The organism is Vibrio gazogenes (assembly GCF_023920225.1).
Taxonomy (GTDB): Bacteria; Pseudomonadota; Gammaproteobacteria; order Enterobacterales; family Vibrionaceae; genus Vibrio; species Vibrio gazogenes.
The window spans coordinates 454227-474364 of the sequence record NZ_CP092587.1; the positions used below are offsets into that span (position 1 = coordinate 454227).

The window sequence follows — 20138 nt, forward strand, 5'->3', positions numbered from 1 at the left end:
AAACAGTAGTTATTGTGAGATGTCAGAAGCCACCAAAGCAGAGATATTTAACATTGAGATATTCATCAATCCCTTGTTTGGCACCCTCCCGGCCAAAGCCGGATTGTTTTACACCACCGAATGGCGCGACTTCATTGGAGATAATGCCTTCATTAATCCCAACCATGCCGTATTCAAGCTGCTCGGCAATACGAAATGCGCGATTCAGCGTATTGGTGTAGAAGTAACTGGCTAATCCGTAAATCGTATCGTTGGCTTTTTCGACCAGGTCATCATCATTGGTAAAGCGAACAATTGGAGCGACCGGACCGAATAATTCGGTATGGACAATCTCCATGTCTTGAGTGACTTCAGTCAGAATGGTCGGTTCAACGAAGAGACCGTCCAAAGAGCGGCCGCCAAATGCGATTTTTGCGCCTTGTTCGACGGCTGTATTGATATAGCCCAATACGCTGTTTTTCGCTTTCATATCGATCAGCGGACCGATAACGACACCGGGTTCCACGCCATTACCGACTTTCAGGTTTGCCACGGCTTTGGCAAATTTTTCAACGAATTGATCGTAAACGCTGTCCTGAACATAGAAGCGGTTTGCACACACACAGGTCTGTCCGGCATTACGGAATTTTGAGGCGATGGCACCTTTGACCGCTTCATCGATATCTGCATCATCAAAGACGATAAACGGTGCGTTGCCGCCTAATTCCATTGAGGTACGCTTGATGGTTTCTGCACACTGTTTGATCAGGTGACTACCCACTTGAGTCGAGCCTGTGAAAGACAACTTCTTAATATCATCATGACTACAGAAAATATCACCAACAGCCACTGAAGAGTGGTTGTTCACCACAATTAAGAGCTCTTTTGGCAATCCTGCTGCGTACGCTAGTTCTGCAATGGCATAGGCAGAAAGCGGGGTTTGGTTGGCGGGTTTGACGATAAAACTACACCCAGCCGCCAGCGCGGGGGCTGCCTTACGAGTGATCATTGCGATGGGGAAATTCCAAGGGGTGATCGCCGCAGCGACACCAACCGGCTGTTTAATGGTCATTAAACGTTTGTTCGACGTCGGTGCCGGAATTGTATCACCGTAGGTGCGTTTTCCTTCTTCTGCAAACCACTGAATGAAAGATGCACCGTACATGACTTCGCCTTTGGCTTCCGCCAAGGGTTTCCCTTGTTCGAGCGTCATAATTCTGGCGAGATCATCACTGTTTTCAACCACAAGATCATACCAGCGCTTTAAAATTGCTGATCGTTCTGCGGCTGAACGCTGCTGCCAAGCTTGTTGAGCCTGCTTTGATTGCTCAATCAAAGTAAGGATATCCGTTGTTTGAACCGAAGGAATGTAAGTCAGCGTTTCATCGGTTGCCGGATTGAGGACTGCAATCGCATCTTCACTGAAAGGACACGTTGCCTTGAGTAAGTTTTTGTTAACAATTTGGTCCATCATTGTGTCTCTTTTGTTAGCTGTAAGGGGAATGGTAGATCTAAAAATGACACCACCCGAAGTACCAGTTAGATCAATTATGTGGTACCAGCGATAAGTTTCTGGCTGGTACCATACAAATTGTCTTTCTGGTTCTATTGCTTTGGTTTTGCTTTCTTCATATTAACCTGTGAAACAAATCAGTAACAAACAAGTAACGACACAGGAAGAGGAATTTCTATGTTTGGGTTAAAGGGAAAGAAGCTTGCGAAGGCATTACTGGCAGTCACGCTGGGTGTCAGCGCACTTGCGAGTTCTACGGTTAGTTTTGCCGCTGAATATAATTGGCGCTTTGCAAATTTATATGGCCGCGGTACTGCATTTGGTGCCGTTTATGAAGACTTGGCGAAAAATATTGAAACCATGTCCAATGGCCGCATTGCTGTGCAAGTTCTGTACTCCGGAGAAGGTGTGGGTACCAGTGGTATCTTAGGTGCTGTACGTTCCGGTCTGATTACAATGGGAGCACCTTTCCAACCGATGCACGCGGGTGAGTTTCCGGCTGGGGTTGTGGAAGTTGGTTTGCCTGGTGGAACATCGGATGCCAGTGAACTCATGACATTATTTCATGAACGGGGCTGGGGCGATGTGTTGAAGAAAGCCTATGCCTCTCAGGGGATCGTTTGGCTGGAACCTTATATTCAACCCCCCGTTTATATCATTACCAAAAAACCAATCAACTCGATTGCTGACTTTAAAGGCATGAAAATTCGTGCGCCGGGTGCTTATGGTAAGTTCCTGCGTAATCTCGGTGCGGCACCTGTTTCTCTGTCTTGGAGTGAAATCTATACGTCACTGGCAACCGGCGTTATTGATGGCTCTATCGGTTCAAATATGATTGACCACCGCGATGGTAACCATGTGGAAGTTGCAAAATACATGTATCCGCTACCCATTGCCGGCGCTCAGGTGTTGCCGATTATTGTCAACCAAAAAGCATGGAATAAATTGCCGAAAGATCTGCAAGCGATTGTGAAAGGTGCGACGGCCGAACATGCGATTGAGCAGTTGACTAAGTCAAAACTGTGGGAATCTCAGGCTGTGGCGGAGATGGAAGCCAAAGGATTGAAATGGAGTCCTGAGCCATCTGAAGCAGACAAAAAAGCTTGGAAAGCGGCCGGGGTGTCACTTGCACAGGAATATGCCAGTGCCGACCCTTACTCAAAACAGCTTGTTGAGATCCTCAATAAGAAGCAGTAACAAGGAATAATCAAGGTGAATCTGATGATTCACCTTGATTGGTTTGGGAGTTTATATGCTTGAATCAATTTTAAGAGGATATTGCCAGTTAGTCAGATATGTGGTTGGCCTAATCGGGCGTTCGGTATCATATCTGCTTCCTGTATTAGCCACGATTGTTGCCTACGAAGTTTTCGCCCGTTATGTGATTGATAGACCAACTATTTGGGGGTATGACACTTCACTTTTTCTGTTTGGATATATTGCCGCTTTAGGCGGTGCATATGCGCAACAACGTGAAGCACACATTAACGTGGACATCGTACACGGTAAAGTCTCGGAAAAGACTCGCCGGATTTTTGACCTGATCACTGCGGTTTTGGCAATAGGATTTTTAGTGGTCATGATCAAAACTTGCTATGGCATGTTTTTGGAAAGCCTTCAATATAATTACAGAACCAAGAGTGAATGGGCCCCACCGATGTATCACTTCTGGCTGATGATCTCTGTATCCGCAAGCATTTTTGTTGCCCAATATTCAACTGAATTGATCAGTAACCTGTTTTTTCTCATCACAGGACGCGAATTGAGCGGAACTGTGCATCCGCATGTCAGCTTAGATGATCAGCCTTTCCATGTCAGTTTAGATGATGAGCTGTTTCATGCAGAGGAGCATCCGGTAGAGAAGTCCGTTTGTGACAAGGAGAATTCAAATGGGAATTGAGATGTTAACCCTTGTTTTGCTGGCATGTATTCTGACCGCTTTTGTGCTAGGTGCGCAGGTGGGACTGGCATTGGGCGGCATTGCCATGGGTGTCGGTTATCTGGTTTGGGGAGAGGCGCTGTTTAATATTGTGCCGACCACCGTTGAGAGTACATTTTTTAATTTTATTCTGTTAGCGATTCCACTTTATATTTACATGGGACAGATCCTCACCCGCTCCGGGATTGGGGATGCCATGTTTAATGCCAGTCAACTGTTTATCGGCCGAGTGCGCGGTTCTTTGGCCATTAGTGTCATTGGGGTTTGTTCCATGATTGGAGCCATGGTTGGCATCATCGGTGCCGGTATCATGACTTCCAGTAGTATTGCTCTCAAACCAATGCTTGATCGTGGCTATGACAAGAAGCTGGCTCTTGGGGTGATTATGGCTGGTGGCTCTTTGGGTATTCTTATTCCACCGAGTATTCCAATGATCATGTTTGCTTCGGCGACACAAAATTCAGTTGGCAAAATGTTCTTGGGAGCCATGATCCCCGCGCTGATTACGATTGTTCTGTTGATCACTTACGTGGTGATCTCTTGCAAATTGAATCCGGAACGGGCCCCGCTTGATTCTGACAACGATATTCAGGTGCCGAAAGGATACGAGCGGTTTAAGACTATCCGCGACGGTGCGTCGTCACTTGCTCTGATCGTGGTGGTTCTCGGCAGTATTATCGCCGGGATTGCAACACCGACTGAATCCGGGGCTTTGGGTGTGATGGGGGCGATCCTGTTATCGATCCTGTTTAAGCGTTTTAAACCGGAGATGCTCAGACGTTCGGGAATGCAAACCGCGCTGCTGGTGAGCGTAGCAATGTGGATTATTCTCGGTGCATCGGTTTTCAGTAATTTTCATTTACTGATGGGAATTCAAGGGATGGTGTCCGGCTTTACCCAAGGGTTGGATTTACCACCAATCATGATCATTATCATGTTCCAGCTGATCATGCTGTTACTGGGATTCATCATCGATGAATTTATCATTGTACTGATGTGTGCCCCAATATTTACGCCGGTTGCGGTATCACTTGGCTACGATCCGATTTGGTTCGGTGTGTTGATGATTCTGAATATTGTGATTGCTGTTCAGACACCACCGTACGGTTTTGCGTTGTTCTATCTGAAAGGAATTGCCCCGAAAGGGGTGACCATGATGGATCTGTATAAATCGGTATTACCGTTTATTACCGTACAGTTTATTGTGTTGGTCATTTGTATGATTTTCCCGGATCTGGTGACTTGGTTACCGAACTTGGTCATTCATTAATGGCTTGTTCCATAGACGATTTTTATCCGTATTAAAGTATTAACCGTTTGATGAAAACCTGCCCGATGGCAGGTTTTTTACAATGTTTTTTACTGTATGTTTCGACTTGAACAAGGATGATAAAAGGAAAAGCCCTTTCCATAGAGAAAGGGCTTTGAACTTGAGATATCAAGCTGGGATTAATGCAGAATCCGTGCGCGGATTGTTCCTTCGATTTTCTTCAGCTTACGCAATGCTTCTTCTGAGCGGGCTGTTTCAACGTCAATGACCACATAACCGACATCAGCAGAAGTTTGCAGATACTGCGCGGCGATGTTGATACCATCCTCTGCGAAAATCGTGTTGATCTGATTGAGAATGCCCGGACGGTTTTTGTGAATATGAAGCAGACGAGAACATTCTCTGAGTTCTGGCAGCGATACTTCTGGTAGGTTAACACTGGATACGGTCGAGCCATTATCAGAGTATTTGACAATCTTGCCTGCCACTTCGATCCCGATATTTTCTTGCGCTTCTTGCGTTGAGCCACCGACATGCGGAGTCAGGATGACGTTGTCAAACTGAAGCAGTGGGGACTCGAACGGGTCTGCATTCGTTTTTGGTTCAACCGGGAATACGTCGATTGCCGCCCCTGTCACTTGTTTTGATTCCAATGCACCACATAGGGCATCAATATCGACGACAGTTCCCCGTGCCGCATTGATGAAAATTGAATTCGGTCTCATTTGAGAGAATTCTTTACTGGAAATCATATTTTTGGTGTCAGGTGTTTCAGGCACATGCAGAGTGATGACATCGCATTTACCGAGCAGCTCTGCCAGAGAAGCAACTTGGATTGAATTGCCCAGAGACAGTTTGTTCTCGATATCGTAGTAATAAACCCGCATCCCTAAGTTTTCAGCAATAATTCCCAGCTGCGTACCGATATGACCATAGCCGATGATCCCGAGATTCTTCCCGCGAGCCTCGAAGCTTTGATCCGCACTTTTTTTCCAGATACCGCGGTGTGCTAACGCATTTTTTTCAGGCACGCCCCGTAGCAGTAGCAAAATTTCACCCATAACCAGTTCGGCAACACTGCGGGTATTGGAGAAGGGGGCATTGAAGACCGGAATCCCGCGTTTTGCCGCCGCACTCAAATCAACTTGATTGGTTCCGATACAAAAACAACCGATACCAACCAGTTTCTTCGCTGCGTTGATAACATTCTCCGTCAGGTTGGTACGGGAACGAATACCGACAAAATGAGCATCCTGAATGGCTTCTAATAGTTTGGCTTCGGATAATGAACCTTTGTGATATTCGATATTGGTATAGCCAGCTTCCTGAAGCACCGCTACTGCAGAGCTATGAACACCTTCAAGAAGTAAAATTTTAATTTTGTTTTTTTCCAATGAAACCTTGGCCATTATTTTTGTCCTTAACGATGGAAAGATGAAGAAATGGGGTGCACTGTGGTCAAAACGGAGAATTTAGCATTTTATTAACAAGCAAACGTTTGCCTCGTGCATCTTCTCACCATAAAGTAACAAAAAAAATCCCTAATTGGTAAGAAATTTCCGTCATAAGGAATAATTTTTCTATAGCCAATAAAAAAACGGCACGCAACGTACCGTTTTCCATGATCTATTCATATTGGTGCAAAGAATTCTAATGATTTACTCAATAAATTGGGTGCCGTCGGGCGTACCGATAATCACGATATCTGCCCCGCGATGTGCAAACAGACCATTAGTTACAACACCGGGAATATTATTGAGGGCTGATTCCAAGGCTTTGGGATCAGTAATTTGCATATTGTGTACATCGAGGATGATGTTGCCATTATCAGTCAGCACTCCGTCACGATAAACCGGTTCGCCCCCGAGTTTTTTCAGCGCTCGGGAAACTTGCTCTCGAGCCATTGGAATGACCTCGATGGGCAGCGGAAACTGACCCAGTACATCAACCGTCTTGGTGCCGTCAACAATGCACACAAATGTATCGGAGATTGCAGCAACGATTTTTTCCCGCGTGAGGGCTGCGCCACCGCCTTTGATCATATCCCGCGTTGGGTTGATTTCATCGGCACCATCAATATAGACATCCAGTTTTTCAACATCATTACAGTCGTATACTTGAATCCCTAATGCCTCAAGTTTCTCTGTCGATGCTTTTGAGCTGGAGACAGCGCCTTTAATCTCATCTTTGACTGACCCTAAAGCGTCGATAAAGTGATTGACGGTCGAGCCGGTGCCTACTCCGATAATGCCTCCTTTGACGACATATTTGAGTGCAGCCCATCCCGCCTCTTTTTTCATTTCGTCCTGGGTCATGTATTGATCTCCTGCTGATTGCGCGTAAATGCTATCTGAATATGTAATCGATATTTCCGCGGAGGATTATATACTCATCTTCACAGGAGTTGCAGCGTCAATCCTTCTTTTCCGCTGTCTTGTATCACATCGTGTTGTACGGTTATATGCCCGTTTATTCCCATGACCATATTTTGTCGGGCGTAACGATCTTTGGTAGAGGCACATCCCAAGATTCGATCGGCAGTCGTTCGACAAACTGGCACGAGTGGGCGAGCCCGATAGGTTTGGCTCCGCTTCGGCTTTTAAACCAAGGTTCTAAGGTTCGATCATAATAACCGCCCCCCATACCGAGACGGTGTCCTGATGCATCGAAGCCAACCAGTGGCGTAAAAATCAGATCAAGCTGGCGTGTCGGAAGAATCAACAGCTGATTCAGCCGTGGTTCGGCAATACCGTAACGGTTCTGAACCATGTCAGTTTCTGGTGTATAGCGTAAGAAAAGGAGCTGACCGGTTGAAAAAGGATGAAGCACGGGGAGATAAACGGATTTGCCTTGTTGCCAGAGCCATTCAATCAAGGCGTGGGTTGAGAGTTCCCCATCAGTTGATAAATAAACAGCGATATGTTGGCTGGTATCCAGCTCGGGTAAGTGAGAAAGCTGACGAATCATCTGCTCACTGGCCGCTTGCTGAAACGCATCAGAGAGCTGTTTTCTTCTGTCGCGGATCTGCTTTCTGAAATCAGCGCGCGTCATGTCGTTCTGGTGCATAGGGAACCCCAAAGTGCCGTTGCAGATGTTTGACCCTTGAACCAGCTGGTTCAAGGCGGATTAGTAATGTTGACCGTAGGCTTCTCGGTGCGTGCCGAGCTTGCTCAATAGCCAACAAGTACCAACCCTTATGTATTGCTTATCGGCTCAGGGACGTAATCCGCTGACGAACACTTCAGGGTAAATTTTGTGGCGCTGAGTTACGATTTTTCTTGCTCGACTTGATGAATCACCTGATCCAGCGATGTGGAGAGCAACTCCATCCGGGTTGCCAGATTCGACGTCGTCTGTTGATTCTCTTTTATCTGGCTTTGTAACTCATAACAAATATTTAAAGCAGCAATCGTGAGTAACTTCACTTCATTTGTCACCTTAGTTCTTTCCGCCATCTCTTTCAAACGATTATCAAGCTCTTTTGCCGCCTGAATCAGTGAGTCTTCTTGACCCGGGGGACAATTCACTCGTGTTATTTTTCCTAAAATCTCAACATCAACCGCTTGATTACTCATGACTTATGAACTCGCAACATGCCACTGTGGATGATACGTTGACGGTATCACCAAGACGGAAACTATAGGAAAAGCATCGATAAGATTCAAGTCTTTCCCTTGATATCAAGGTCAATGATTGGTTAAAAACACAGATCTTAGACAATTCGGACAAAACCTAGGCTATTGTTCCGGATAGTTTAACAGATTTGATGTTTTGAACATTTCAGCAATGAGACTGAGGTGGTAGGATTAGTTTTATTTTTCTTTAGGCAGCCCTATGAGTGACAATAAGTTTCCTAAATATGAGTCTTTTGCTGAGACGCTAAAGTCTGTTTCCCTCTCTGTAACACCAGCTGAACTACATGGACTGTTAACCGGTATGTTATCTGGTGGTTTGAGTTCGGAAGATGGGCGTTGGCAGCCGCTCTTATTTGATTATACCAACGATGGCATGGGCTGGCCGATGGCAGCATTGGGTTTGGCCGGTGAGCTGATGGCCCATACAGCGGAAGAAATCACCCAGAATCATTTTCAGTTGTGGTTGTTTCTACCGACAGGCGATGGTGAGCATGGTCTGTTTGAATTAGCCGATGGCGTTTCCGAATGGATTAATCACTTTATCTCCGGTTTGGGATTAGCTCATCCGAATATCAATAAGCTGTCGAATGACGCCAAAGAAGCTTTGGCTGATTTGGAAGAGATGGCTCGGCTTGGGATTGATGAAGATGATGATCTTGAGGAACAGGCGCTAATACTTGAGCAGGTTATCGAGCATGTAAAAGCCTGTGTCTTAGCGATCCATGCTGAATATGGCATGCGGATCAAAACCGAAAACAAGCGTCCCACCATTCATTAAATCGGTTGGATTGTCGAACGTTGGGTTGATACCGACAGTTATATATCAGGGATTCAGTCCATTGTTATTACGCGTGAATGTCTCACTCTACTACGGTCTTACTGAGCTGGGCTTGATTTATGGCAGAGTTATACGGGAACCTATACAAACGGAAAGCAGTTGAATGAAAATGTTTGATGTCATTATTTCTGGTGGTGCAATGGCTGGAGCGACACTGGCACTGGCATTAGATGCCAGTTTTGGTGGAAAACTTCGGATCGCAGTGGTTGAGTCATGTGATTTTTCGACGCAGACGCATCCCGGATTTGATGCACGATCAATTGCACTTTCTGACGGAACCGTTCAAATACTTCAGGCATATCAGCTCTGGGATGCGATTCAACCTTATGCGACACCGATTTCTCGGATTCATATTTCCGACCGGGGACATGCCGGGATGACAGATTTTGAAGCTAGTCGCCTTGGGATGTCCGCACTGGGTTATGTGGTTGAGTTGGCTGATGTCGGCCAAGTTTATCATCGCTTGTTGCAGGAACGTGCCGCGATTTCTCTGTTTTGCCCGGCAACGATCCAAAGCGTTGAGCGAACCACTGACGAAGTACAAGTGCAACTTGCTGATCAATCCACGCTCCGTGGCAAACTATTGATTGCCGCAGATGGCAATACATCGACCTGTTGCCATCAGCTCGGAATCACTTCTGAGGTGCGTGACTTTGAACAGGTTGCAGTGATTGCAAATGTTGAATTAAGTCAGCCTCATCAGGGACAGGCTTTTGAACGTTTCACGACTTCCGGACCATTGGCCCTGCTGCCCATGTCGCGTCAACGAATGGCAATGGCGTGGTGTATCAGGCCTGATTCTTTGGCAGAAATGCTTGCTCAAGACGATGACACATTCTTAGCCAAGCTTCAGCAGACATTTGGTTGGCGGTTGGGAAAAATGAACCGTGTCGGAACACGGGCGGCTTATCCGCTCAAGCTGACCTATCGCACTCGCGCGGTTTCTCATCGTTTTGCCATTATCGGTAATGCTGCTCAAACACTCCACCCGATTGCCGGTCAGGGATTTAATCTGGGCATTCGGGATATTGCAACATTGGTTGAAGAAGTGCGACGCTATCCGAATGATGTCGGATGTTATGCTGCACTGTCTGCATTCCAACAACGTCGCACCCCCGATCGACAAAAGACGATGATAATGACTTCCACGCTGGTCCACACTTTCTCTAATGCGTGGTTTCCGACGGTTGTGGGAAGAAATTTAGGGTTGATGGCCATTGATAACCTCCCTGTGCTCAAACAACCCTTGTTGACTCGGACACTGGGATACGTATCTCGTTAGAAGGTTTTTATATGATGCAAAGTTTTGATATTGCCATTATCGGTGGTGGTATGGTTGGGTTGACATTGGCCGCAGCACTGAAGAATACGGACTTGAGAATTGCTGTGATTGAAGGTCACACGCCGGATGCAACATTAGGTGAAGTGCCGGATATCCGCGTCTCAGCTTTGAGCCGAGCCAGTGAACATATTCTAAAGAATGTTGGGATCTGGGAAGGAATTGCCCAACGTCGGGCTGCGCCTTATGGTGGAATGCATGTTTGGGAAAAAGACAGCTTTGCCCGGATTGAGTTTGACTGTCAACAGCTTGCTCAGCCAGATTTAGGTCATATCGTTGAGAACAGAGTGATTCAACTGGCGGCTTTGGATGTCGTGCAATCCCAGCAAAATGTCACCTTTTTTATGCCGACGCATTGCCAGAGTCTGGTCGTGGGTGAAAGTGAAGCTTGGTTGACTCTGGATAATGGTCGTGCTTTGACCGCGAAGCTGGTTGTAGGTACGGACGGTGCAAACTCTTGGGTTCGTCAGCAGCAGGATATTCCGTTAACGCATTGGGATTATGACCACACAGCTTTGGTCGCAAATGTAATGACGGAAGAGCCCCATCAGCATATTGCACGGCAGATCTTTACACCACTGGGGCCGTTGGCATTTTTGCCTCTGACTGATCCGCATATGTGCTCTATTGTCTGGTCTACAGCTCCCGAGCGAGCAGAAGCATTGTTAAATATGACAGCAGAGCAATTCAACCGCTCACTCTGTACTGAATTTGATCGGCATCTTGGTTTATGTGAGTTAGTTAGCGAACGAGCGGTCTTTCCTTTGAAAATGCGTTATGCCCGAAACTTTGTCTGTGAGCGTATTGCACTCGCCGGGGATGCTGCCCATACCATTCACCCACTGGCAGGGCAGGGGGTTAACCTTGGGCTGCTTGATGCGGCATCGTTAGCTCAGGAAATCAAGACGTTATGGCAGCAAGGCAAAGACATTGGATACCAACGAAACCTACGCCAATATGAACGCTGGAGAAAAGCTGAAGCTGCCAAGATGATTGCGGCAATGCAGGGATTTAAGACATTATTTTCCGGAGATTTTCCAGTGAAGAAATTAGTGCGGGGGATGGGTATATCGGTATTAAATCAAGTACCATATGTCAAAAACGACATGATGTTGCGGGCTTTGGGGATTCGGGGGCACTTACCGGAGCTTGCGAAAACAGGAATTATCGAGTGACACATTATCGAAGGGCAACGAATTCGTTGCCCTATTATTCTGGTTATGCGCATACGTATTTTAGTCGCATAATTTCCTGATTGATTTCTTTGACCGTTCGATAATGACGTTGTTCTGCTTGTTCCGGAAGCATCAGTTTTCCCTGATCGAACTCAAATTTGCCAATACCGTCAATGTAGATTCTACCTTTAAATAGCCGACTAATATGTTTAGCAATCATACTCGGTATATAGCGCTTAAACAGTCTCATATTATCGTCCTTTCCTGAATATCTGAGGTGATTGTTAACTTGGTGACTTCACAGCCAGCAAACCTCAACATCACCTTTGTGAGAACTCAATTCACTCTCACGATTTTATTTTATTTCATTCTTCATACTGTGATATTTGTAGTGAAATAATCATGACATGATGAGTCAATTGAATTTTTGTGCTGTCATCTACATATTTAACAGAACGAGACAAATAGGCTGTATCGGTTCTGTTAACTTTGAGACAGCTTACACACATCTTGTGCAACGATGTGCTATCCCCGTTCTCGGTGGACTATTAGGCCCGATCATTGTGACACTTTTATAACAAAATTGCTGAACCATTGTTAAATTTTATGATGCTTATCCATGAATATAGTTTTTGACCGATGGCTGTCAAAAAAAATCCCTAACTTTGATGAAAAAAAGCCCGCATCTGTTTGGATACGGGCTAAATAGTCACAGATGCATTACACAAAAAGTGGATGTACTGACTTGAATCAGTTTCACTTTTCCGTCAATTCAGTCGCGATTTTGTTGAAAAAACGTGACTGAACCAACATCAACCAGACTACGTGAAAAAATAATAAATGACTATTTATGTTTTATTTTTGCTTAACAATTCACTTGTTGATTTGTTTATATTTGATATTGATCACATATTTTTGCAATGAATTACACTAACAGACAGGAGGTTCGCGATGAATGGAGAAAATGACGGGCTGAACAAGTTGAAGTAAGTCTTTGGCTTGTATTGCGATGCCGGCATGCAGGTCACCGCTACTGATAGTAATTTCTGATTCTTGGGAAATCACGGGATCAAACAGGATCGGCATATTGGTTTTAAGCAGTAACGGTGTGACCGCACCAACAGGGTAGCCTGTTACCTGCAAAACTTGGTCGCTTGTTGCACATGTCATTCTTCTCCACCCAAGGTAGGATCTGACTTTTTTGGGATCGACGGACAGATGGCCCGGCACACAAGCTAATGCATAACGTTCACTCATATCTCTCAGTAGAACACACTTGACCATTTGAGCCGGGCGAATTCCACGTAAAATCGCAGCTGCTTCGATCGTGACGGCTGCTTCTTGTTGCAGCAGCAGCCGGTGTGGCACCTGCTGCTGCCGGAGGAATTCAAGGATTTGGGTATCCAGATTAGGATTCATCATCCAAACCATAAGGGAGTGGTTGTATTGTCCACTCTGTTTGTGGTGCCCCCACGATTCTGAAGCGGGTATCTGCTTCCAGATTGTTTGGCAGGATGATAAGACCAATTGCAGAATGATCACTAAATGGATAGACCGCAAGAAAGCGACCGACACTGCGCCAGTTTTCCCCGACGGAACGTTCCAACTCGAGTGGTTGCTCGCTGTTGAATGTTGTGTCGATGTTTCCTTTAAGGATGTACATAGCGCGTTTGTTGGTACCACGATATTTTGCTCGCGCCACGATTTCCTGCCCGGTATAACAGCCTTTACTAAAGCTAATGCCACCGAGCGCCTGAAGATTCAGCGCTTGGGGAATGTGTTGTTCCTGTTCGTTCGCCGTCACAATCGGTAGCGCTTCTTCAATGTCAAAACGGGTCCATAAGCTTTCGGTGACTTTTTCACCCTGAAAGTCGGCTATGAATGATTGGGCTGTCGGCTGGTTTGTGATCAATAACCAGCGTTGCGCAGAGATTTTTACTGCCGTGCCGCCTTCGATCTCCCGGACATCGCCACGAGTATCACTGAGGGTATTGATGTAATTCTCAGCATCTTTTCCCATCACTCCGAGAAGCATGTCATCGCCTTGCGTGAGCTCGATCTTGGAAAAGACCGCATATTTTTTGAGAGCCTTGAGTTCGGCATCAATTGCACTGGTCGGTTGGAACATGGCGTAGCCATGGTTGTGGCGGAAAATGCGAAATACCGACCAGACTTTTCCTTTCGGATCGCAATGTGCACCGAACGTTGATTGATCTTTCTCGAGCGAAACGATGTCACAGGTAATCTGACCCTGTAGATAAGATTTCTGATCTGCTCCGGTAGCGGTAATATATCCCCATGACGAGAGTTGGGTGAGGAGTAAATTCGGTAAGGGGGTTTCTGGCGTATGTTCGAAAGGGTGAAAGTTGTTTTCTTGTGTCATATCTGTATCACCTTGTGCCGATTGAATGGGGACATTCTATATGTAAATCTTTTGATCCCCAAATCAACTGTTGGGACGTGTTTTCTTGTATTGCAAGGATGACACGCGATGTTATTTCATGGTAGACATTTACCGACAAATACGGGCGAGTTCAAATCATACTATCGTTTTCAGATAAATCTTTTGCTAATCGTCAGAAAGGTATGTTAAATCGGATAAGTTTTGTCGCTTAGATTGGACTGTGACCCACTTAGTAGCGGGTCGAGTGCTCCCTTGATACACTAATAAAAATTAAATCAATGAGGTTTTATAATGTATACCGACGAAGAGAAAGCCCGTATTAAGTGGGCATGCCGACGTGGTATGTTGGAACTAGATGTGGTGATTATGTCATTCTTTGAAGAATGTTTTGATCAATTGAGTGAATCCGATCAGCAGGATTTTGTTTCTTTATTGGAATGTGATGATCCGGATCTCTTTTCTTGGCTGATGGGGCATAAGCGGAGTGAAAATCTCAGTCATGCTTCGATGGTTGATAAGATAGTCGCTTATAACCTTGCTAAAGTCCGTTAATCTTTACGCCTCAGTCTCTTTGAATGCCTATATGGTTCAATGGTTGATTGTTCAACTTTCCATCTGGGCATTAATTTCTACCAATTTTCCCCTGATTCCCTCGATTATTTGTATCGGCTGGCTGCTGAATATCTGGCATGAACAAAAACTCTTGTTACCTGTGATCTCTGAACCATGCCGATATACGGATACGGGTATGCTGATCGCTGGCATTCGACAGCAGAGGATTGAGCAAGTTGAACTTTCATTTGCAATCTGGTTCGTGATTTTCGTCGGAGAACATGGTAAGCGGCAGATTCTGTGGCGTGATAGCTGCCGGGATCATACATATCGGCAGCTTTTGGTGATGGAAAAACGGAGGCGTTATCACCTCCGTTGACTAGGGGCTGTTGACCTTTCATGGTTGAATTTTGTTCAATCTGAACGGGTATTGATCGCGACGCGGGGCATGCCGCTTAGCTATCCTAAGCAAATGACCCGCAACAAAGAGCAAGACACGTTCAGATGAACCCTCTGGGCAGCATTTGTCGCTCATTTATCCAGCGTTAGGTCATGGTTCATGTAGATCGCTACACTTCACATGACCTGCCTTGACTAAATGCACGACAAATTGCTGCAAAAACCATCACGAAAGGTCAACAGCCCCTAGTAACGCGCTTTCAACATCATCCAGACTCAGGAAAAATCTTTAGGGTCAAGGACGGTCGGGCCACTATTCTCTAATAGCTCCGGATAATCCAGCGTGTAATGCAATCCGCGGCTTTCCTTACGCTGCATTGCACAACAGATCATCAGTTCGGCAACCTGAAGTAAGTTTCTGAGTTCGATGAGATTATTGGAGACCCGGAAATTACTATAATATTCATGCGTTTCCTGTTGAAGCAGGTGAATCCTTCTCAAAGCACGTTCTAAACGTTTATCTGTGCGAACGATGCCCATATAATCCCACATGAAGAGTCGCAGCTCATGCCAGTTATGTTGAATGACAACTTCTTCATCGGAGCAGGTGACTTGGCTCTCATCCCAAGGCGGAAGTGACTTAGCAAGCTGAGCATGTTCGAGCTTTTCGAGAATATCTTGTGCCGCAGAACGGGCATAAACCACACACTCCAGTAATGAGTTGGATGCCATTCTGTTCGCACCATGTAAGCCGGTATAGCTGACTTCACCAATGGCATAAAGTTGCTTGAGATCGGTTTCCCCTTGGCGGTTCACCATTACCCCACCACAGGTATAGTGTGCTGCAGGAACAATCGGAATCGGCTCTTTGGTCATGTCTATTCCCAGACTCTGAAGGCGGGTGTAAATGGTCGGGAAATGTTTTTCGATGAAGTCCGCAGGTTTATGACTGATGTCCAGATACATACAATCCGCACCAATACGTTTCATTTCATAGTCGATTGCTCTGGCGACCACATCCCTCGGTGCCAGCTCCGCTCGCTCGTCAAAATCCGGCATGAATCGGGAACCATCGGGACGGCGTAGGAAAGCCCCTTCACCCCTTAACGCTTCTGTCAGCAAAAAGTTGCGCGAATCCGGGTGATACAGGCAGGTGGGATGAAACTGGTTGAATTCTAGGTTGGCGACACGACAGCCTGCGCGCCAAGCTATGGCAATCCCGTCTCCTGATGAAACATCAGGATTGGACGTATATTGATAGACTTTGGATGCGCCACCAGTTGCCAGAATGATAAATTTCGCTTTAATTGTTTCGACATGTTCGTCGTTACGGTTCCAGACATAGGCACCGATCACTTTCTTCGGATCTCCGCCAATTTTGTCTTCAGTAATCAGGTCAAGTGCGTTGTGGCGTTCCAGTACTTTGATATTCGGGTGATTGATGACGTTATCTTGTAAAGATGTCTGCATCGCCATGCCTGTTGCGTCCGCTGCATGGAGAATTCTACGATGGCTATGTCCGCCTTCCCGGGTCAAATGATACTTAGGATGGTTTTGGTTACTGCCTTCGTCCAGATCAAATGGCACACCACCGTCAATCAGCCACTGAACGCACTTTTTAGCATTTTCAGCAATAAAGCGAACGGTCTCTTCTTCACAAATGCCACCACCGGCAACCAGCGTATCCTGAACATGTGATTCGATACTGTCGGACTCATCGAATACTGCTGCAATACCGCCTTGTGCATAATAGGTCGCACCTTCACTCCAGGCCCCTTTACTCAGAACAATGACCTGACACTTTTTTGCAACCCGTAGTGCGAGTGAGAGTCCGGCAGCACCGCTTCCGATAACGAGTACATCACACTGATGTTCTTGATTTACACGCATAATTTTATTTTTCCCAACAATTCCTAATCTATTTCTCTTCCGTTCATGTTGTTTTGAGTCATGAACAAGCTCCCTGAAGCGACAATTGGACCTTAAGTATTGAAACGTAGTGGCGATATAATGGATCAGTCAGATAAAAATGAATGAATTCCCGATTTCGCTTGTTTTTCTCTTTCACTACATGCAATGCTTTAATAAACACGGTTGACATCGATGAAATTTTACCTCATTTAAGGAAAGTGACGAAGCGCTGATTTGTGCAGCGACTGACTCACCTTTAATATGAAGAAAAATTTCACCGCAGGTGGGAACTATTTTCCTGTGCATGAGTCTCACTATACTGCTCATGTAAGCGGTGGTGTCAATACTACATTTTGAAGTATGAATACCCATATCTGAGAAGGTAAGGGATGAACGATAGGAGTATACGCTCGAATGCACGAGCAGTTGACTGATCAAGTATTGATTGAGCGCGTTCAGAGTGGAGATAAGCAAGCCTTTAATCTTTTGGTCGTAAAGTACCAGAATAAAGTTTGCAACCTCATCGCTAGATATGTAAACAACAGCGGTGATGTCGCCGATGTCGCTCAGGATACTTTTATTAAAGCCTACCGGGCTATTCCTTCATTTCGAGGAGAAAGTGCATTTTATACGTGGCTCTACAGAATTGCCGTGAATACGGCAAAGAACCATATCGTTGCACAAAGTAGACGTCCTCCTGCAAATGATGTGGATGCCGAAGAAGCGGAATATTACGAAAGTGGTCATGTTTTAAAAGAAATTTCGAACCCAGAGAATATTACGCTGTCGAAAGAATTGAAACATGCTGTATTTGCGGCAATTGATGCGTTGCCTGAAGATTTAAAGACCGCAATGACTCTGAGAGAGTTGGAAGGATTGAGCTATGAAGAAATTGCGGTTGTGATGAATTGTCCTGTCGGAACGGTAAGATCACGAATATTCCGAGCACGAGAAGCGGTAGAAAAGCGGATTGGTTCGCTTTTGTAATGTCTGGAGTTGTCTAGATAATGGTGAATAAAATGGCTGATAAAGAAAAACTTTCGGCGCTTATGGATGGCGAGTTGATCGATAGATCGTTGATTAGCGATCTATCGCAAGATCATGAAGGTTTAGAAACATGGCGCAACTATCACATGATTGGCGATGTGATGCGTGGTGATACACCTCAAGGGGAATGGGATATTGCCTCTCGGGTTGCGTTAGCGCTGGAAGATGAGCCAATCCATCGTAAAGATTTGGCATATGAACAACATAATACTGAGAATCCGGACACTTTAACGATTACACCTTTGGAATCTCAGCCATCGCCAAAACAGTCCAGAAGACAGTTACCAGCATGGTTAGGTCAATTGGGACAGGTTGCTGTTGCTGCTTGTGTTTCTCTTGTCGTCATTGTCGGTGTACAACAGTATCAGACGGGGGATGGTGTTGACGGAGAGCGTGTTGCTGACAATGGACAGCTTCCAGTGTTACAAACGGTCCCTCTGTCCGGAACTGCTGAGCCCGTAAGTCTGACGCGTGATTCGATGATGAGACATACGACAGAAAACAGTGCTCAGGAACAACGTCGCCGCGTCAATGCAATGTTGCAAGATTACGAGCTACAGTTAAAACTTTATAGCGAACAAAAACGGGAATCATCTGTGCGTTCAGGTGAAAACCAAGAGTTAGTTGTTGAATGAAAAAAATTCTGGTCAGTGTTGTAACTGCGCTGTTCAGTCTGAATGTGTCACTAGCCTTTGCAGATGAACCCTCTGCAGAGGCTTTGTTGCATCAGATGAGCCGTGCCAGCCAAAAATTAAATTATGAGCTTTCCTATATTCTGATTAAGAAGAACGGAATTGAGCCATTGTTATATCGGCATGCGGTCGAAGATGGTTATTCTTTGGCGCACTTGGTCTATCTGAGTGGTCCTGTTCGAGAGGTTATCCGTCGTGGTGACGAAGTGAGCTACATCGAACCGGGAGTTGAGCCATTTACCATCGAATCCAACAAAATGGTGGCACCGGTTATTCCGTTACTCCATGGCGACATGAATCAACTGAGTCATTATTATGATTTTGTGAAAATCGGCCGTGGTAGAGAAGCCGGCGCAGCGTGTCAGGTTATTCGTGTGGTTCCGAAAGACGGGCTGCGTTATTCCTATATCCTGTGGATCGATGAGCGAAGCCATCTGCCACTCCGCGCTGATCTGGTTGATCGGGACGGTGAAGTACTGGAGCAGTATCGGACCATCTCTTATTCTTTGAGTCATAAATTGGCTGAGCTGATGCTGAGCCTGAATAAAGCGCAATTGCCACATGTGCTTTCATTGCCTGAAAATCCCGTGAAGAAGTCATTCTGGAACGTGGGTTGGGTTCCGAATGGATTCTCTTCTAAAGAATTGAACCGTTACCGGATGGCAATCACGGATCGTTTGGTCGAAAGTCAGATCTATACCGACGGCTTGTTTAGTTTCTCGGTTTATGTGGCTGATAGTGACAACCTTTCGTTGAAAAACCAGTTGATCCGTCAAGGTCGCCGGACATTACAAACCGTCGTGAAAGGAAAAACTGAAATCTCAGTGATTGGTGATATTCCACCATCCACGGCAAAACGAATTGCGCAATCCGTGACGTTTAAACAGCGCTCGAAAACCACGCCAGAGGAAAGTCAGCCATGATGACGGCTTTGGCAACGGTTGCTCAAGTGCATGAAAATGCTGGTGATTATCAGGTTGAACTGAGTTGTCAGCAGCAGACCAGTTGTAGTCACTGTGAGTCATCTTCCAGTTGTGGCACAGGAATGGTTTCTAAAGCTATCGGTAAGAAAGTGTTGACTTGGCAGTTGCATACGTCCCAGCAAGTCAAAGCGGGTCAGGTTGTGGAAATCGGATTTCCTGAAAAAAGTCTATTGCAGTCTGCTGCTATTGTTTATCTTTTTCCTTTGTTCATGATGATTCTAGGCGGCGGAATTGGGCAGCTTTGGCTTGCACCACTACTTGGTGGTGGGGAGCCGTGGGTCATTGCCTGTACTATCTTATTCACCGCTGGTGGCGTATGGATTGCCAAAATTCTGGCCCGTCGAATGGAAAAGCTATCTCTGGAAGAAGTTGTTTTGCTCCGGGTTTTAGGAGAGCCAATTGTCAGTCATGATGTCTCAACGTGATTTATGATGCGAATCCCTTTTAAATTGGGTAGAATCT

The 20138-nt window shown here is 45.8% G+C and carries 21 protein-coding genes and 1 other RNA gene; 12 read left to right on the forward strand and 10 right to left on the reverse strand.

Translation table 11 applies throughout. The annotated features are described in order from the left end of the window. Positions 1 to 22: 22 nt before the first annotated feature. Entirely contained in the window at positions 23 to 1450 is a 1428-nt protein-coding gene (locus MKS89_RS02105) for an NAD-dependent succinate-semialdehyde dehydrogenase (protein ID WP_072960312.1), read from the reverse strand. A gap of 219 nt (positions 1451 to 1669) precedes the next feature. Between MKS89_RS02105 and MKS89_RS02110 the strand changes: the two genes are divergently transcribed. From MKS89_RS02110 to MKS89_RS02120, 3 genes are read left to right on the forward strand one after another with little or no spacing between them, the layout of a single operon-like run. After that, on the forward strand, positions 1670 to 2689 hold the full coding sequence (locus MKS89_RS02110) for a TRAP transporter substrate-binding protein (protein WP_072960259.1): 1020 nt from the start codon (positions 1670 to 1672) through the stop codon (positions 2687 to 2689). Positions 2690 to 2744: 55 nt separating this feature from the next. Beyond that, positions 2745 to 3392, forward strand: coding sequence for a TRAP transporter small permease subunit (locus tag MKS89_RS02115; RefSeq protein WP_072960256.1), 648 nt, complete (start codon positions 2745 to 2747; stop codon positions 3390 to 3392). Further along, complete coding sequence (locus MKS89_RS02120; RefSeq protein WP_072960253.1) at positions 3382 to 4701, forward strand: TRAP transporter large permease; 1320 nt, start codon at positions 3382 to 3384, stop codon at positions 4699 to 4701. The genes MKS89_RS02115 and MKS89_RS02120 overlap by 11 nt, the downstream gene beginning before the upstream one ends. Positions 4702 to 4880: 179 nt before the next feature. Here MKS89_RS02120 and serA read toward each other — a convergent pair whose 3' ends face one another. From serA to zapA, 5 genes are all read right to left on the reverse strand, one after another. Continuing rightward, a complete protein-coding gene (serA, locus tag MKS89_RS02125; RefSeq protein WP_072960251.1) occupies positions 4881 to 6110 on the reverse strand; it encodes a phosphoglycerate dehydrogenase in 1230 nt (409 codons plus the stop codon). A 249-nt stretch (positions 6111 to 6359) separates the two neighbouring features. Then, entirely contained in the window at positions 6360 to 7016 is a 657-nt protein-coding gene (gene rpiA, locus MKS89_RS02130) for a ribose-5-phosphate isomerase RpiA (RefSeq protein WP_072960249.1), read from the reverse strand. Positions 7017 to 7170: 154 nt separating this feature from the next. After that, entirely contained in the window at positions 7171 to 7767 is a 597-nt protein-coding gene (locus tag MKS89_RS02135; RefSeq protein WP_207521986.1) for a 5-formyltetrahydrofolate cyclo-ligase, read from the reverse strand. Between the two features lies 1 nt (position 7768). Further along, positions 7769 to 7952, reverse strand: a non-coding RNA gene (gene ssrS / locus MKS89_RS02140) — 6S RNA. A 15-nt stretch (positions 7953 to 7967) separates the two neighbouring features. Beyond that, on the reverse strand, positions 7968 to 8276 hold the full coding sequence (gene zapA, locus MKS89_RS02145) for a cell division protein ZapA (RefSeq protein WP_072960246.1): 309 nt from the start codon (positions 8274 to 8276) through the stop codon (positions 7968 to 7970). 259 nt (positions 8277 to 8535) lie between these two features. Here zapA and MKS89_RS02150 point away from each other — a divergent pair, with 259 nt between their 5' ends. From MKS89_RS02150 to MKS89_RS02160, 3 genes are all read left to right on the forward strand, one after another. After that, a complete protein-coding gene (locus MKS89_RS02150; RefSeq protein ID WP_072960244.1) occupies positions 8536 to 9114 on the forward strand; it encodes a YecA/YgfB family protein in 579 nt (192 codons plus the stop codon). A 163-nt stretch (positions 9115 to 9277) separates the two neighbouring features. Further along, a complete protein-coding gene (ubiH, locus tag MKS89_RS02155) occupies positions 9278 to 10456 on the forward strand; it encodes a 2-octaprenyl-6-methoxyphenyl hydroxylase (protein WP_072960241.1) in 1179 nt (392 codons plus the stop codon). Between the two features lie 11 nt (positions 10457 to 10467). Further along, positions 10468 to 11688, forward strand: coding sequence for an FAD-dependent 2-octaprenylphenol hydroxylase (locus MKS89_RS02160; protein WP_072960239.1), 1221 nt, complete (start codon positions 10468 to 10470; stop codon positions 11686 to 11688). 43 nt (positions 11689 to 11731) lie between these two features. Here the strand turns inward: MKS89_RS02160 and MKS89_RS02165 are convergent, their stop codons facing one another. From MKS89_RS02165 to ygfZ, 3 genes are all read right to left on the reverse strand, one after another. Continuing rightward, the gene (locus MKS89_RS02165; protein WP_072960236.1) at positions 11732 to 11938 is read right to left on the reverse strand and encodes a DUF1107 domain-containing protein; all 207 of its coding nucleotides are present in this window, start codon (positions 11936 to 11938) and stop codon (positions 11732 to 11734) included. 680 nt (positions 11939 to 12618) lie between these two features. Then, entirely contained in the window at positions 12619 to 13110 is a 492-nt protein-coding gene (locus tag MKS89_RS02170) for an aminoacyl-tRNA deacylase (protein ID WP_072960233.1), read from the reverse strand. Continuing rightward, on the reverse strand, positions 13097 to 14071 hold the full coding sequence (gene ygfZ, locus MKS89_RS02175; RefSeq protein WP_072960231.1) for a tRNA-modifying protein YgfZ: 975 nt from the start codon (positions 14069 to 14071) through the stop codon (positions 13097 to 13099). Before ygfZ ends, MKS89_RS02170 begins: the two co-directional genes overlap by 14 nt. Before the next feature lie 312 nt (positions 14072 to 14383). Here ygfZ and MKS89_RS02180 point away from each other — a divergent pair, with 312 nt between their 5' ends. Together MKS89_RS02180 and MKS89_RS02185 are read left to right on the forward strand one after the other, a co-directional pair. After that, positions 14384 to 14644 carry an FAD assembly factor SdhE gene (locus MKS89_RS02180; RefSeq protein WP_072960228.1) on the forward strand — a complete coding sequence of 87 codons (261 nt, stop codon included), beginning with the start codon at positions 14384 to 14386 and terminating at the stop codon, positions 14642 to 14644. Between the two features lie 31 nt (positions 14645 to 14675). Then, complete coding sequence (locus tag MKS89_RS02185) at positions 14676 to 15023, forward strand: hypothetical protein (protein ID WP_072960225.1); 348 nt, start codon at positions 14676 to 14678, stop codon at positions 15021 to 15023. Positions 15024 to 15319: 296 nt separating this feature from the next. Here MKS89_RS02185 and nadB read toward each other — a convergent pair whose 3' ends face one another. Continuing rightward, positions 15320 to 16933, reverse strand: coding sequence for an L-aspartate oxidase (gene nadB, locus MKS89_RS02190; RefSeq protein ID WP_072960223.1), 1614 nt, complete (start codon positions 16931 to 16933; stop codon positions 15320 to 15322). Positions 16934 to 17368: 435 nt separating this feature from the next. Between nadB and rpoE the strand changes: the two genes are divergently transcribed. Genes rpoE through MKS89_RS02210 form a run of 4 tightly spaced genes read left to right on the forward strand, consistent with a single transcriptional unit; the run spans position 17369 to position 20101 of the window. Beyond that, complete coding sequence (gene rpoE, locus MKS89_RS02195; RefSeq protein ID WP_072960220.1) at positions 17369 to 17941, forward strand: RNA polymerase sigma factor RpoE; 573 nt, start codon at positions 17369 to 17371, stop codon at positions 17939 to 17941. 32 nt (positions 17942 to 17973) lie between these two features. Beyond that, positions 17974 to 18636 carry an RseA family anti-sigma factor gene (locus tag MKS89_RS02200; RefSeq protein WP_072960307.1) on the forward strand — a complete coding sequence of 221 codons (663 nt, stop codon included), beginning with the start codon at positions 17974 to 17976 and terminating at the stop codon, positions 18634 to 18636. Beyond that, positions 18633 to 19616 (forward strand): sigma-E factor regulatory protein RseB, encoded by a 984-nt coding sequence (gene rseB, locus MKS89_RS02205; RefSeq protein ID WP_072960217.1) that lies wholly within the window; start codon positions 18633 to 18635, stop codon positions 19614 to 19616. The genes MKS89_RS02200 and rseB overlap by 4 nt, the downstream gene beginning before the upstream one ends. Next, on the forward strand, positions 19613 to 20101 hold the full coding sequence (locus tag MKS89_RS02210) for a SoxR reducing system RseC family protein (protein ID WP_072960214.1): 489 nt from the start codon (positions 19613 to 19615) through the stop codon (positions 20099 to 20101). Before rseB ends, MKS89_RS02210 begins: the two co-directional genes overlap by 4 nt. Positions 20102 to 20138: the final 37 nt, after the last annotated feature.